Source organism: Mesorhizobium sp. WSM4810 (genome assembly GCF_055811235.1).
This window is the reverse complement of sequence record NZ_JBVVQV010000005.1, coordinates 331,069-346,028: the sequence shown is the minus strand read 5'-3', so window position 1 is coordinate 346,028 and position 14,960 is coordinate 331,069. Positions and strand designations below refer to the sequence as shown.

Below are 14,960 nucleotides of genomic sequence, written 5' to 3'. Positions count from 1 at the left end.
CGGAACGATTTTCGATGAGCGCTCATAACGAAGAGACCCCGATATTGATAGAGGATGGATTGACGGGCGGATCGCCAAACGGCGGATCGCCAGACGGGGGATCAGTCGTACTGGAAGCAGGCTCCGATGCGGCCGGCCAGCGGCTCGACCAATGGCTGGCGGGCAAGCTCGGCCCGGACATGTCGCGCAGCCGGGTGCAGATGCTGATCCGGCAGGGCGCCGTCAAGGTCGGCGGCCAGCCGGTCAACGAGACCAAACGCAAGATGGCAGCCGGTGACCGCGTAGCGGTCGACATGCCGGAGCCGGAGCCGGCGGAGCCGCAAGGCGAGAACATCCCGCTCGACGTCCTCTATGAAGACAATGAATTGATCGTCATCGACAAGCCGCCGGGGCTGGTCGTCCATCCCGGCGCCGGCAACTGGACCGGCACGCTGGTCAACGCGCTGATCCACCATTGCGGCGACAGTCTTTCCGGCATCGGCGGCGTGCGGCGGCCGGGCATCGTCCACCGCCTGGACAAGGAAACCAGCGGCGTCATGGTCGTGGCAAAAACCGACCGCGCCCATAAATCATTGTCGGAGGCCTTTGCCGACCATGGCCTGACCGGCGATCTCAAACGCGCCTATCTGGCGCTGGTCTGGGGCATTCCGATGCGACCGACAGGCACGGTCGACGAGCCGCTCGGTCGCGCCGCCGACCGCGTGCGCCGTGCCGTGGTGCCACAGGGCCGCGACGATGCCCGCCACGCTGTCACCCATTTCACGGTGGTCGGGCGCTTTGGCGAGCAGCAAAAGGAGTTTGCCACGGCGAGCCTGGTCGAATGCCGGCTCGAGACCGGTCGCACTCATCAGATCCGCGTCCACATGGCTCATATCGGCCATCCCGTCGTCGGCGATCCCGATTACGGCCAGGCCTTTCGCACCAAGGCGAACCGGCTGCCCGAGCCGCTGAAAGGCCGGGTGAAGGCCTTTCCGCGACAGGCATTGCATGCCCGCCTGCTTGAATTTCGGCATCCGACTACCCATTTACCGATGAGGTTCGAGGCGCCGCTACCGAGCGACATGGAGGAACTCGTGGACGGCTTCCGCAGACTCTGAACCGGCTTCATCCATTCAAAGCCAGGTCGGCAAAAACCTGACCCGCGTTGTTCACTTTGGCGTGACACACTGTTTCGTGTTGAACCAAATGCTGTCCTTTCTGGTTTTGTTCCTGTATACATCCGCTGTCGCGAACGAGCCTTTTGGCGTTCGTGACTTATGCCCGCCGCGTTAGGGGGCACCACTCCAAGAGAGAGGGGCGCTATCATGGCCCAGTCACTACCCAGTATCGTTTCCGGCGAAGGCGGCCTCAGCCGCTACCTGGAAGAAATCCGTCGCTTTCCGATGCTTCAGCCGCAGGAAGAGTACATGCTCGCCAAGCGTTACGCTGAGCACGAGGACACCACGGCTGCGCACAAGCTCGTCACCAGCCACCTTCGGCTCGTCGCCAAGATCGCCATGGGCTATCGCGGCTACGGCCTGCCGATCGGCGAAGTGATCTCGGAAGGCAATGTCGGCCTGATGCAGGCCGTCAAGAAATTCGAACCGGAGCGCGGCTTCCGGCTCGCCACCTACGCCATGTGGTGGATCAAGGCCTCGATCCAGGAATACATCTTGCGCTCGTGGAGCCTGGTCAAGATGGGCACCACCGCCAACCAGAAGCGCCTGTTCTTCAACCTGCGCAAGGTGAAGGGCAAGATTCAGGCGCTCGACGACGGCGACTTGAAGCCCGAGCAGATCGCCGAGATCGCCACCCGCCTCAACGTGTCGGAAGCGGAAGTGGTGTCGATGAACCGCCGCCTGTCGGGCGACGCTTCGCTCAACGCGCCGATCCGGGCGAGCGAAGGTGAATCAGGTGAATGGCAGGACTGGCTGGTCGATGACCACGAAAGCCAGGAAGAGGCGCTGATCGAGCAGGACGAACTGGAGAACCGGCGCGGCATGCTGTCCGGCGCTCTTGCCGTGCTCAACGAGCGCGAGCGGCGCATCTTCGAGGCGCGCCGCCTGGCCGAGGAGCCGCTGACGCTGGAAGAGCTGTCGGCCGAGTTCGACATCAGCCGCGAGCGCGTGCGCCAGATCGAGGTGCGCGCCTTCGAGAAGGTGCAGGACGCGGTCAAGGCCGCAGCCAAGCGCCAGATGCAGGCGCTGCGCACCATCGAGGCGCAGCCGGCGGCGTAAAACCTCCGGCGGAAACAAATAGCGGCGGCGCCAGGTAACTGGCGCCGCCTTTTTTGTGGGTCCTCGGTGTGATCAGCCTGGCCGGCTCATAGCGGCATTATAGCAATTTTCCCCAAGCCCTGGAAACCGCAACGCTGCAAATTGTGGCGGCAATGTTCCGGCGCCGACACGGCTTCCGTCGCGAAATTTCACGAGGCGGCGCTTGCGGCAAGCGGGCGCGACAACGGGCCGTCGGGGCTGCGCTGGGCAGTTGAGCTCGCCTGTTTGGAAACCAAAGGCAGTATGACGATGACGATTTCTTCGTTTCTCACCGCTCTCGGATCCGACGGTCCCCCAGCCGACCGAGCGAAAGACATGAACCTGTATGGATGGCTAATTGGAAGCTGGGAAATGGACACGGTCCACTACCGCGATGACGGCACAATCCAGAAATGGGATGGAGAATGCCATTTTGGCTGGGTGCTCGAAGGCCGCGCGATTCAGGACGTCTGGATCAGGCCCAAGCGCCCTGCGCCATCCACGATGTATGGCACGACTTTGCGCATCTTCGATCCTGGGATCGATGGCTGGCACATCATATGGAATGACCCGCTCAACCGAGATCACTCGCGCCAGATCGGGCGGGCCGAGGGTAAAGACATTGTCCAACTCGGCACTGATTCGCGCGGTCTGAAAACTCGATGGCGTTTCACCGAGATCACCGCCAGCAGCTTCCATTGGATCGGCGAGGAAAGATCTTCCGAGTGCGACCCTTGGCAAATCACGTATGAACATTTAGTCCGCCGAACAAAGCCCTGAAGCTAGGCTGGCTGGCCTCTGCGCTGCCCCTCATCCGGCTGCCGCCCCTTCTCCTCGTATAGTGACGGGGAGAAGAGGCAATGAGGGGCGGCGCTGGCTTCCGGAATGCGAAGTTCCGTCTGCCAACGACTGCTCAAAGGCAATCGAGCGGAAATTTCAAATAGCGGCGGCCGTTGGATTCCGGTTCCGGCAAGCGCCCGCCATTCATGTTGACCTGCAGCGCGTGCAGGATCAGCCTCGGCATCGGCAGCGTCCTGTCGCGCGCCTCGCGCAACGCAACGAAATCGGCCTCCGTCCTGCAAGCGGCAACATGGGTATTCCCGGATTTTTGTTCCGCGACCGTGCTCTCCCACAAGGGCTCGCGCCCCTCCGCCTGGTAGTCATGACCGACGAACAGACGTGTCTCGTCCGGCAGCGCGAGGATATTTTGGATCGAGCGCCAGAGTTGCGCGGCACTGCCGCCGGGAAAGTCCGCTCTCGCCGTGCCGCTGTCCGGCATGAACAGCGTATCGTGGATGAAAGCGGCGTCGCCGATCACATAGGTGATCGAGGCCAGCGTGTGGCCCGGCGAAAAAAGCACCTTTGCCGGAATGCCGCCGACCGAAAAGGTCTCGCCGTCGGCAAACAGCCTGTTCCACTGGGATCCGTCGGCAGGAAACCCCGGCCAGTTGTAGATTGCCTTCCACAGTTTCTGGACGTCGACGACCTTCTCGCCGATCGCCGTCGGCGCTCCTGTCTTCGTGCTGAGATAGTGTGCCGCCGAGAAATGGTCGGCATGCGGGTGGGTGTCGAGGATCCATTCGACAACCAGCCGTTGATCTCTAATGAAGTCGAGCAGGGCGTCGGCATTTTTCGTGGCAGTGGCGCCGGACTTCTCATCGAAATCCAAGACCGGATCGATGATTGCGCATCGTCGCGTCTGCGGGTCGGCAACGACATACTGGATGGACCCGCTCGGCTTGTCGTAAAAGCCTGCCACCTGCAGCCTGGCCGATGTCGCGTCCAATCCCGGCTCCCTCAACTCTCACCCGGCAGGAATGGTTTTCCCTGCCGGGGTAAAAGAAGAGCATGGTCATTCGCCAGCGCCACGCCGTCAAGCACCGCATGCTTCGCCGAGGCAAAAAAGCCGAAAATCCTTCCGTGCCGCCTTCTCAGGCGGAGGGCTGCTTGGTCTTCCGAAGATACGGCAGGATCGTCTCGAAGGCGCCGAAACGCTTGACCGCATCCTCGTTGGAAACAGCGGCGGTGATGATGACGTCCTCGCCCTGCTTCCAGTTCGCCGGCGTCGCCACCTGGTGCTTGGCGGTCAACTGTATGGAATCGATCGCACGCAGGATCTCATCGAAGTTACGGCCGGTCGTCATCGGATAGGTGAGAACCAGCTTGATCTTCTTGTCGGGGCCGATGACATAAACTGAACGCACCGTCGCGTTGTCGGCGGGCGTGCGCCCTTCCGAGGTTTCGCCGGCGCCCGCCGGCAGCATCTCGTAAAGCTTGGCGACCTTGAGGTCCTTGTCGCCGATCAGCGGGTAGTTCACCGATTGGCCGGTCGCCTTCTTGATGTCGTCCTGCCATTTGCCATGGCTCTCGACCGGATCGACGGAAATCCCGATGATCTTGACGTTGCGCTTCTTGAACTCGCCTTCCAGCCCGGCCATCGTGCCGAGCTCGGTCGTGCAGACCGGCGTGAAATTCTTCGGATGGCTGAAAAGCACCGCCCAACCATCACCGATCCATTCGTGGAAGTTGATCGTCCCTTGCGTGGTTTCGGCCGTGAAATCCGGCGCGGTGTCATTGATACGAAGGCTCATGATGCGTCCCTACCCTGTGATTGCAGCCGGTATGGACCACCCACCGGCCCTGCTTCCGCCTTTTTACCACTGCGGCGTCATCCTTCATACGCCTGTTGCACCGGTACCGGGGCCGGCGACGACAACTTTTTCGCTTTTTGTCGTAAACAGCAGCATTTCGCGCCCATTGATGCCGGCGCAATAGGGCGTTGGGCGCGACAGCAGTGGAAATCTAGGCCTTGTTCACCGACAGCGTCGTCGCCAGATCTTCCATGCGCTGGGCGAGCGCGCCAAGTGCTTGGGTCAGCACGGAATCGTTCTTGTCGGCCTTGGTCAGCGCATCGTCACGCGTCTTGCGCAGCGTCAGCACTTCGCTTTCCATGCCCTTGACGCGCTTTTGCAGTTCCGAAAGCTCGTCCATAACCATGATGCCGGCCATCACCGTCAGCCGCTGGTCGCCGATTTCGCCGAATGAGTCTTTCAGATGCGAGACATAGCGGTCGAAGCGCTCGGCAAGGTCGATCAGATGCTCTTCCTGGCCCTCGTCGCAAGCCATGCGATACTGCTTGCCATCGATGGAAACCGTGACTTGTGCCATTGGGCCAGCCCCTATCTATCCAACACGGCGCGGATGGTTTCCATGGCGGTCACCAGCCGACGCGACACTTCCTTGTTGGCGTCTTCCAGCCGTTCGGCGCGCGCTTCGGAATTGTCGAGTTCCTGCGCCAGCCGCGAGCGGTCGGCGTTCATGCGCTGCACCTCCGCCTCGGCTTCCGTATAGTCGCGCTCGTGCTCGAGCTTGGCCGCGACGGCGTTTTCCAGCCCCTCGATGGCCTTACCCAGCCTGGCGATGACTTCCTTGAGTGTCGTTTCCCCGGTCATGGCTTTCGTCCTGCGCCCTGCCCATCACCGAATCATCCACGTTCAGAACGCGTTATGTCTGAAACATTACGCGCCGTGTGAAGCCAACGTCAATAAAGCTCTCGCGACTGTCCCCTGCTAACGCTAATTTAGGCCACCAAAGCCCTCCTCGCGCCATCGCAAGACCGGCAAAAGCGCCGGTTTACTGACCAACAAGATCGGCAAAAGTGCGCCGGTTTGTTGACTAAAAAGCCGCGCCTGCTATGTGTCGCGCACCCCTTTCCAGGGCTCTTCCAAGGCCCCGACCCCCCACACTGGAGGAAGCATGACCTCGCGCGAACAACATGACCGGATGGCCAATGCGATCCGTTTTCTTTCCATGGACGCCGTCGAGAAGGCCCAGTCCGGCCACCCCGGCCTGCCCATGGGCTGCGCCGACATCGCCACGGTGCTGTTCACGCGTTTCCTGAAATACGATGCGAAGAACCCACATTGGCCCGATCGCGACCGCTTCATCCTGTCGGCCGGCCACGGTTCGATGCTGCTTTATTCGCTGCTTTATCTGACCGGCTACGAGGACATCACCCTCGACCAGATCAAGCATTTCCGCCAGGTGGGGTCGAGGACGGCAGGCCATCCCGAATATGGCCATGCCGCCGGCATCGAGACGACGACCGGCCCGCTCGGCCAGGGGCTTGCCAATTCGGTCGGTTTCGCGCTCGGCGAGCGCATCATGAATGCCGCGTTCGGCAACGACCTCGTCGACCACTACACCTATGTGCTGGCCGGTGACGGCTGCCTGATGGAGGGCGTTTCCCAGGAAGCCATCGCGCTTGCCGGACATCTCAAGCTGAACAAGCTGATCGTCATTTGGGACAACAACAACATCTCGATCGACGGCCCGGTTTCGCTGGCCGACAACACCGATCAGGTCGCCCGCTTCCAGGCGTCCGGCTGGAACGCCAGCCACATCGACGGCCAGGATCCGGAAGCGATCGCCTATGCCATCGAGGCGGCGCGCCATTCCGACAAACCGACGATGATCGCCTGCAAGACGACGATCGGCTTCGGCGCGCCGACCAAGGCCGGCACCAACAAGGCACACGGTTCGCCGCTCGGCGCCGAGGAAATCGCCGGTGCGAGAAAATTCTTCGGCTGGGATTATCCGCCTTTCGAGCTTCCTGCCGATATCCTCGATGCCTGGCGCGACGCCGGCAAGACCGGCATCAAGGCACGCACCGACTGGGAAGGCCGCCTTGCCAGCGCCGACGCCCAATTGCGCAGCGAATTCGAGCGCCGCATCAGTGGCACGCTGCCGGCGAATTTCGACGCCGTCATCACCGACTACAAGAAGAAGCTCGCCGCGGACAAACCGAAGGTCGCCACCCGAAAATCGTCGGAAATGGCGCTCGAGATCATCAACGGCGCCGTGCCGGAAACCATCGGCGGCTCGGCCGACCTGACCGGCTCCAACAACACCAAGACCAGCCAGACCAAGAACATCACCTCGGACGACTACGGCCAGCGCTACGTTCACTACGGCATCCGCGAGCACGGCATGGCCGCCGCGCTCAACGGACTGACGCTGCATGGCGGCCTCATCGCCTATGGCGGCACGTTCATGTGCTTTTCCGACTATGCCCGTCCGTCGATGCGGCTCGCCTCGCTGATGGCCATCCGCTCGATCTTCGTCATGACCCACGATTCCATCGGTCTCGGTGAAGACGGCCCGACCCATCAGCCGGTCGAGCATCTGGCCGCACTGCGCGCCATTCCGAACCACAATGTCTTCCGTCCGGCCGACGCGGTCGAGACCGCCGAATGCTGGCAGTTGGCCCTCGAGCAGGAAAAGACGCCTTCGACGCTGGCGCTGACCCGGCAGAACCTGGCGGCGGTGCGCAACGACTTCGTTGCGGAAAACCTTTGTCGCCAGGGCGCCTATGAGCTGGCCGCTGCCAGTGGCGATGCGGCGGTGACGATCTTCGCTTCGGGTTCCGAGGTCGAGATTGCGCTGGCGGCGCGCGAGGCATTGGAGAAGCACGGCCATCCGACCCGCGTCGTCTCTGTGCCCTGCTTCGAATTGTTCGACAAGCAAAGTGCTGATTACCGCAACAAGACGATCGGCAACGCGCCGATTAAGATCGCCATCGAAGCCGGCATCCGCCAGGGCTGGGATCATTTCATCGGCATCGACGGCATCTTCATCGGCATGACGGGCTTCGGCGCCTCTGGCACGATTGAACAGCTCTATCCGCATTTCGGCATCACCGCCGAAGCGACAGTGAAGGCGGCGGAAGCACGCCTGCACGGCGAGTAAATATGTTGGTCTCCAGCGAAGCCGCACATGGCGGTTTCGCCGGCAGCCGCGACGTAATGGACTTAAATCCAACCCATCGACGGCTGGATTCTTTGCCAGCCCGCCGTTATGAAGCTGCGGACTTGATCTTCGGCCCCCAACTCCCAGGGAGAGAAAAATGACCGTCAGAGTTGCCATCAACGGATTCGGCCGCATCGGCCGCAACATCCTGCGCGCCATCCACGAATCCGGTCGCAAGGACATCGATGTCGTCGCCGTCAACGACCTCGGCCCGGTCGAGACCAATGCGCATCTGCTGCGCTACGACAGCGTGCATGGCCGCTTCCCGCATGAAGTGACGGTCGACGGTGACCAGATCACCGTCGGCAGCGAAAAATTCAAGGTCACCGCGATCAAGGACCCGACGCAGCTGCCGTGGAAGGATCTCGGCATCGATATCGCGCTCGAATGCACCGGCATCTTCACCGCACGCGACAAGGCCGCCGCGCACCTCGCCGCCGGCGCCAAGCGCGTCCTCGTCTCGGCGCCGGCCGAGGGCGCCGACCTCACCGTCGTCTATGGCATCAACCATGACAAGCTGACCAAGGACCACATCGTCATCTCGAACGCCTCCTGCACCACCAACTGCCTGGCGCCGCTGGCAGCCGTGCTGCATGAGGCCGTCGGCATCGAGAAGGGCATGATGACGACGATCCACTCTTACACCGGCGACCAGCCGACATTGGACACCATGCACAAGGATCTCTACCGCGCCCGCGCCGCAGCACTGTCGCAGATCCCGACCTCGACCGGCGCGGCCAAGGCGATCGGCCTGGTGCTGCCCGATCTGAAGGGCAAGCTCGACGGCATCTCCATCCGCGTGCCGACCCCGAACGTCTCGGTCGTCGATTTCAAGTTCATCGCCAAGCGTTCGACCACGGTGCAGGAAATCAACGAGGCGGTGATCGCCGCCTCCAACGGCAAGCTGAAGGGCGTTCTCGCCGTCACCCGTCATCCGAACGTGTCGATCGACTTCAACCACGACCCGCATTCCTCGATCATGGCGCTCGACCAGACCAAGGTCATGGACGGCAACTTCGTTTCGGTGCTGTCCTGGTACGATAATGAATGGGGTTTTTCCAACCGCATGGCCGACACATCAGTCGCCTTCGGCAAGACCATCGCCTGACCGCAGAACCATCTTCTTGCGACTTGAAACGCCCGGCCTGTCCGGGCGTTTTTCATGAGAGCGCGCAGCGCCCTTTTGAATGCGCAACGACGCTCTAAGGGTTTGTTTGGCAAGACCCGCGCCTTGAGCGCCAAAACACTCGAAAATCAGCGGCATAGGGCAAAAAACCACCCTCACGCCTTGCACCGGTCATGTCTTCGCCTCACTCTCCCGTAAAGCGAGAGGGACACGAATTCGAGGGGCAATTGGCGGATGGAGCATGCGATCTATCTCGTGACGTTGGTCGGCGCCGCTCTCGTCGTTGCCGCCGCGTTTTCGAGCCTGATCGCCTTCCGCTTCGGCGCCCCTCTCTTGCTGCTGTTTCTCTGCATTGGCCTGGCCACGGGAACCGACGGCCTCGGCATCCAGTTCGACAATGCGCGGCTGGCTTATTTTGCCGGCTCACTGGCGCTGGCGGTGATCCTGTTCGATTCCGGTTTCGGCACGCCGCTCAACGCGTTGCGCCAGGCGGCCGGACCGGCGCTGTCGCTGGCGACCATCGGCGTCCTTTTGACCACTGGCCTGTTCGGCGCGGTCGCCCATTATCTGCTCGATCTCAGCTGGCTGGAATCCTTCCTGCTCGGGGCCGCTGTCGCCTCGACCGACGCGGCAGCGGTGTTCTTCCTGTTGCGCGCCGGCGAGATCAATTTGCGCGAACGCGTACGCTCGACGTTAGAGGTGGAGTCCGGCACCAATGACCCGATCGCCATCTTCCTGACCATAAGCCTGGTCGAGATCATCGCCGCCAACGCCAGCCCCGAGGCCAGGGTGCTGGTTACCGACCTTGTCCTCGGCTTCCTTCTCAACATGGGGCTTGGCGCCATCGTCGGCATTTTCGGCGGCCTCGCCATCGTTCGCCTCGTCGACCGGCTCAATCTCGACCACGGGCTGCTGCCGATCTTCGTGCTGACGCTGTCGCTGATGGTGTTCGCCGCCGCCGGCGCCATTGGCGGCTCCGGCTTTCTGGCGGTCTATCTCGCCGGCCTCATTGCCGGCAATTCCGACATCCGCGCCGTCACCATCCTCAAGCGCTTCCAGGACGGCATGTCGTGGCTGGCGCAGATCATCATGTTCCTGATCCTCGGCCTGTTCGCGACGCCCTCGCAATTTCCGGCGATCCTGCTGCCGGCGGTGCTGCTGGGCCTGTTCCTGATATTCGTGGCGCGGCCGATCGCCGTCTGGCTTTGCCTGATGCCGTTTCGTCTGCCGCGCCCGGAAGTCGCCTTCGTCTCATGGGTGGGTCTGCGTGGCGCCGTGTCGATCCTGCTCGCCATCACGCCACTGCTTGGCGGTCTTGAGAATGGCCGCCTCATCTTCAACACCGCCTTCATCGTGGTGTTGGTATCGCTGGTCATCCAGGGATGGACCGTCGGACCGCTGGCGCGCCGGCTCGGTCTGATCGTGCCCGCCCGGCTGGGTCCGTTGGACAAGGTCGAGCTCGAACTGCCTGGCTCCGCCCATCACGAACTGCTCGCCTACCGCGTGGCACCAGGCAGCCCGGTGGCGCGCGGCGAGCGCATTCCGCGCTGGGCGCGGCCGTCGCTCGTGCTGCGCGACGGCCGCTCGATGCGCTTCCAGGACATGGGCAGGCTCGCCGCCGGCGACCATGTCTACATCTTCGTGCCGGATCGCTATCCCGCCCTGCTGGACAAGCTGTTCGCCAGCCGCGCCGTGGTCGATCCCGAGGATGCCGACTTCTTCGGCGCCTTCGCCGTCGATCCGGCACGCTCCGCCGCAGAACTGGAAGCCGCTTACGCGCCGGGCCTGACCGAGGAGGAACGCAAGCTGACCGTCGGCGACCTGGTGACGGCGCGGCTCGGCGGCCATGCCGAATATGCCGACCGCGTGCTGATTGGTCCGATCGAGCTGATCGTCCGCGACGTCGACGACAAGGGCAGGATCACCGGTCTCGGTCTTTCCCTCGAGCCGACCGCGCCGGTGGCGCGGGTGCCGGTGTTCCTGAGTGCCGGCGAGATCGCCGACCGCATCGTTGGCTTTGTTCGCAATTGGCGCAAGCGGACCAAAAAGCCGGGTGCCGAGGCGCCGGACGACGCGGAACCGGCTCCACAGCCAGTGATGGAAAAAACAACCGGCGAGGGCTGACTGCTTGCGACCGAGGCGTGGATCATATTTTCCGTGAACTCCCATGCAGGTCTTGCATCGTCGTTGATGCGGGGTAAGGTCCCCGCGATTTTTCGCGAAAGGGAACAGCATGGCCGGCTTTAAGACACTGGACGACATCGGCAATATCGACGGCAAGCGCGTGCTGGTGCGCGTCGACCTCAACGTTCCCGTCGCCGACGGCAAGGTCACCGACGCCACCCGCATCGAGCGCATCGCGCCGACCATCGCCGAGCTTTCCGGCAAGGGCGCCAAGGTCATCCTGCTTGCCCATTTCGGCCGGCCCAAGGATGGACCTTCGCCCGAATTCTCGCTTGAGCCGATCGCCAGGGCGGCCGCGGAGGTGCTTGGCCGCCCTGTCGGCTTCGCGGCCGATTGCATCGGCGACAAGGCCGCGAGCGCCGTCGCCGCCATGAACAACGGCGACGTGCTGCTGCTCGAAAACACCCGCTTCTACAAGGCCGAGGAGAAGAACGACCCGGCCTTCACCGAAAAGCTCGCCGCCAATGGCGACATCTTCGTCAACGACGCCTTTTCCGCCGCCCACCGCGCCCATTCGTCGACGGAAGGGCTTGGGCACCTGCTGCCGGCCTTCGCCGGCCGTACCATGCAAGCCGAACTCGACGCGCTGGAAAAGGGCCTCGGCAATCCCGTCCGCCCTGTCGTAGCCATCGTCGGCGGCGCCAAGGTCTCGAGCAAGATCGACCTCCTGATGAATCTCGTGAAGAAGGTCGACGCGCTGGTCATCGGCGGCGGCATGGCCAACACCTTCCTCGCCGCGCGCGGCACCGCCGTCGGAAAATCGCTGTGCGAGCATGATCTCGCCAACACCGCCAAGCAGGTCATGATCGAGGCGGCCGAAGCCGGCTGCGCCGTCATCCTCCCGGTCGACGGTGTCGTCGCCAGGGAATTCAAGGCGGGCGCCGCCAGCGAAACCGTCGCCATATCAGAGGTGCCGGCCGACGCCATGATCCTCGATGTCGGCGAAAAGACCGTGAAGACCGTTGCCGACTGGATCGACCGCGCCGCGACGCTGGTCTGGAACGGTCCGCTCGGCGCCTTCGAGATCGAGCCGTTCGACCGGGCGACGGTGGCGGCGGCCAGGCACGCCGCAGCCCGCACCAAGGCCGGCAAATTGATCTCGGTGGCAGGTGGCGGCGACACGGTGGCCGCCCTCAACCATGCCGGCGTCGCCGACGACTTCACCTATGTCTCGACCGCCGGCGGCGCCTTCCTGGAATGGATGGAGGGCAAGCCGTTGCCCGGTGTCGACGTGCTGAAGCGCTGAGGCCCTAGGCACCGGGCAACAGGCGAACAGGGGCGTTTGCGCGTTTCAATCGATTCGAGCTTTCCGCCTGGAATGGTTCGACTTGAACCTGCTTTGCTCTAGTGGTCTGCTAGCCCGGATTTTCACACTGTTTGGAACAACCGGTTCAGGAGGATGCACAATGAGCGAACGTCTCGAGGACATTGCCGCTGCGATGGTGGCCGACGGCAAGGGTCTTTTGGCCGCCGACGAGAGTTCCGGCACCATCAAGAAGCGCTTCGACGTCATCGGCGTCGAATCGACCGCCGACAGCCGCCGCGACTATCGCGAGATGATGTTCCGCGCCAGGGAGGCGATGACCAGATACATCTCCGGCGTCATCCTCTATGACGAGACCATTCGCCAGAAAGCCGCCGACGGCACGCCGCTGGTCGACATCATCAAGGCGACCGGCGCCATTCCAGGCATCAAGGTCGATGCCGGCGCCAAGCCTCTGGCCGGGTACCCCGGCGACACCATCACCGAAGGCCTCGACGGCCTGCGCGAGCGGCTCGCCGACTATTACAAGCTCGGCGCCCGTTTCGCCAAATGGCGTGCAGTGATCGACATCGACGTCGCCAGGGGCGTGCCCTCCGCCACGTCGATCGGCTCGAACGCGCATGCGCTCGCCCGCTATGCGGCGCTCTGCCAGGAGGCCGGCATCGTGCCGATCGTCGAGCCGGAGGTGCTGATGGACGGCGCCCACGACATCGGCACCTGCTACGAGATCAGCAAGGCAACGCTGACGAAACTCTACACCGAGCTCTACGCCGCCCGCGTCGTCCTTGAAGGCACCATTCTGAAGCCGAACATGGTTCTCGCCGGCAAAAAGTCTGGCAACACCAGCAGCCCCGAGGAAGTCGCCGAAAAGACTATAAAACTGTTCCGCGAGACGGTGCCGGCAGCGATTGGCGGCATCGCCTTTCTCTCCGGTGGGCAATCGGATGAGGAGGCGACCGCCAACCTCAACGCCATCAACGCCATCGGCCCGCATCCATGGAAGCTGACCTTCTCCTATGGCCGCGCCTTGCAGGCGGCGCCACAGAAGGCATGGAGCGGCAAGGCGGCCAACGTCGCCGCTGCCCAGGCAGCCTTCGCCCACCGCGCCCACATGAACCACTTGGCAGCGCTTGGCAAATGGCAGCCGGAATTGGAACAGGCCGCCTGACCGGTTTTTCTATCTTCATCCGAACCCGGGCCATGTGCCCGGGTCCCATCTGCTCCAAAATGCTCCAAAAAAATGCGGCGCCGTGTCGGCTTGCGTTGAGCCCGAAAGTCGTTTGCCCCATTAACGGTTTGCGATGCAGCGCTTTCTTGCCCTTCTCACCTGGCTCGCCTTTCCGGTCTATGTCTGGCAGGGGCTCGGCGTGCGCCGTCGCACCAGCCGCATGCTGCCGGCACAAGGTCCGGTCATGCACGAGATTTCGGGCCAGGTGCCGGCGATCTCGCTGCTGATGCTTGGCGATTCCTCCGCCGCCTCGGTCGGCATCGGCAATTCCGAATACGGGCTGGCCGCGCAACTGGCCGAGCTGATCTCGAAACGCACCGGCCGCGCGGTGCGCTGGCGGGCAGCCGGCTTCAACTCGGCGACCTCAGGCCAGATCCGCGATCATGTGCTGCCCAATCTGTCGGCCGATCCCTGGACGCATATCGTGCTCGCCGTCGGCACCAACGACACCAAGAACTTTCACTCGGTGCCACGCTTCAAAAGCGATTTTGGCGGCCTGCTCTACGCGCTGCGCGCCAAATGGCCGGAGGCGCGCGTGGTGTGGTCGCCGGTGCTGGAATTCACCCGCGCACCGGCAATGCCGCCGCTGCTCGGAAAGATCCTGGAAATCCGCGCCGCCGAGATGAACCGGATGGGCGAGCGCCTTTGCCTCGAACGCGGCGCTGTGCCGGCGCCGCGCCTGCCGATCACCGATGCCGAAGCCGGTTTTGCCTCCGACGGATTTCATGCCTCGGAAGCGGGCTACCGGGCCTGGGCGGAACATCTGGTCGATTTGGTGCTGGCCAACGAACCACGCCTCGCGTAGCGGCCCGCCGGCCCTAATGCATGTCGCGCAAAAGCATGCCCTCGGGCTTGAACCGAGGGTGTGCAGCGGTTTTGCGATAACGACATGCATAAAACAACAACCTAAAGCGCGTCGCGTGAGGTCGGTCGAACGCGACGCGTTTTAGGCCCAATGGCCCAGCGCCGCTGTTATCGAGATTGCCGCCATCGCCAGCACCGCCAGCTTCCAAAAATCGCTGCGCCGCTTCAGCCCCGGCCAACCGAGCGGCTTGATCAGCTGGATGACCATCATGGCAATCATAACGAGCGCGAGGAGTTTCGACATGGCCGCTT

The 14,960-nt window shown here is 63.0% G+C and carries 14 protein-coding genes; 9 read left to right on the top strand and 5 right to left on the bottom strand.

Translation table 11 applies throughout. From position 1 onward, the window contains the following. Positions 1 to 14: 14 nt before the first annotated feature. The 3 genes from AC0L3O_RS10800 to AC0L3O_RS10790 all read left to right on the top strand — a co-directional run bounded on the left by AC0L3O_RS10800 (position 15) and on the right by AC0L3O_RS10790 (position 3,014). On the top strand, positions 15 to 1,097 hold the full coding sequence (locus tag AC0L3O_RS10800) for an RluA family pseudouridine synthase (protein ID WP_473615529.1): 1,083 nt from the start codon (positions 15 to 17) through the stop codon (positions 1,095 to 1,097). Between the two features lie 207 nt (positions 1,098 to 1,304). Next, positions 1,305 to 2,216 (top strand): RNA polymerase sigma factor RpoH, encoded by a 912-nt coding sequence (gene rpoH / locus AC0L3O_RS10795; protein ID WP_023797074.1) that lies wholly within the window; start codon positions 1,305 to 1,307, stop codon positions 2,214 to 2,216. 390 nt (positions 2,217 to 2,606) lie between these two features. Next, positions 2,607 to 3,014, top strand: coding sequence for a hypothetical protein (locus tag AC0L3O_RS10790; RefSeq protein ID WP_473615528.1), 408 nt, complete (start codon positions 2,607 to 2,609; stop codon positions 3,012 to 3,014). 133 nt (positions 3,015 to 3,147) lie between these two features. On the opposite strand, the gene AC0L3O_RS10785 is transcribed toward AC0L3O_RS10790, so the two are convergent. From AC0L3O_RS10785 to AC0L3O_RS10770, 4 genes are all read right to left on the bottom strand, one after another. Beyond that, positions 3,148 to 4,020 (bottom strand): MBL fold metallo-hydrolase, encoded by an 873-nt coding sequence (locus tag AC0L3O_RS10785; RefSeq protein ID WP_473615526.1) that lies wholly within the window; start codon positions 4,018 to 4,020, stop codon positions 3,148 to 3,150. Between the two features lie 145 nt (positions 4,021 to 4,165). Beyond that, on the bottom strand, positions 4,166 to 4,825 hold the full coding sequence (locus tag AC0L3O_RS10780; protein WP_077380501.1) for a peroxiredoxin: 660 nt from the start codon (positions 4,823 to 4,825) through the stop codon (positions 4,166 to 4,168). A 211-nt stretch (positions 4,826 to 5,036) separates the two neighbouring features. Beyond that, the gene (locus AC0L3O_RS10775) at positions 5,037 to 5,402 is read right to left on the bottom strand and encodes a cell division protein ZapA (protein WP_128175400.1); all 366 of its coding nucleotides are present in this window, start codon (positions 5,400 to 5,402) and stop codon (positions 5,037 to 5,039) included. 11 nt (positions 5,403 to 5,413) lie between these two features. Then, entirely contained in the window at positions 5,414 to 5,686 is a 273-nt protein-coding gene (locus tag AC0L3O_RS10770; RefSeq protein ID WP_023797069.1) for a DUF4164 domain-containing protein, read from the bottom strand. Positions 5,687 to 5,990: 304 nt separating this feature from the next. Between AC0L3O_RS10770 and tkt the strand changes: the two genes are divergently transcribed. From tkt to AC0L3O_RS10740, 6 genes are all read left to right on the top strand, one after another. Next, positions 5,991 to 7,982, top strand: coding sequence for a transketolase (tkt, locus tag AC0L3O_RS10765; RefSeq protein WP_473615525.1), 1,992 nt, complete (start codon positions 5,991 to 5,993; stop codon positions 7,980 to 7,982). Positions 7,983 to 8,139: 157 nt separating this feature from the next. Continuing rightward, a complete protein-coding gene (gap, locus tag AC0L3O_RS10760; protein ID WP_287238264.1) occupies positions 8,140 to 9,150 on the top strand; it encodes a type I glyceraldehyde-3-phosphate dehydrogenase in 1,011 nt (336 codons plus the stop codon). Positions 9,151 to 9,402: 252 nt separating this feature from the next. Next, positions 9,403 to 11,292: a potassium/proton antiporter gene (locus AC0L3O_RS10755; protein WP_419695009.1), complete on the top strand. Its 1,890-nt coding sequence runs from the start codon at positions 9,403 to 9,405 to the stop codon at positions 11,290 to 11,292. Between the two features lie 109 nt (positions 11,293 to 11,401). Then, positions 11,402 to 12,598 (top strand): phosphoglycerate kinase, encoded by a 1,197-nt coding sequence (locus AC0L3O_RS10750; protein WP_473615523.1) that lies wholly within the window; start codon positions 11,402 to 11,404, stop codon positions 12,596 to 12,598. A gap of 160 nt (positions 12,599 to 12,758) precedes the next feature. Further along, a complete protein-coding gene (locus tag AC0L3O_RS10745) occupies positions 12,759 to 13,784 on the top strand; it encodes a class I fructose-bisphosphate aldolase (RefSeq protein WP_091593288.1) in 1,026 nt (341 codons plus the stop codon). A 133-nt stretch (positions 13,785 to 13,917) separates the two neighbouring features. Beyond that, positions 13,918 to 14,649, top strand: coding sequence for an SGNH/GDSL hydrolase family protein (locus AC0L3O_RS10740; protein WP_473615522.1), 732 nt, complete (start codon positions 13,918 to 13,920; stop codon positions 14,647 to 14,649). A gap of 141 nt (positions 14,650 to 14,790) precedes the next feature. Here AC0L3O_RS10740 and AC0L3O_RS10735 read toward each other — a convergent pair whose 3' ends face one another. Then, positions 14,791 to 14,952, bottom strand: a complete 162-nt coding sequence (locus AC0L3O_RS10735; RefSeq protein ID WP_473615521.1) for a hypothetical protein — start codon at positions 14,950 to 14,952, stop codon at positions 14,791 to 14,793. Positions 14,953 to 14,960: the final 8 nt, after the last annotated feature.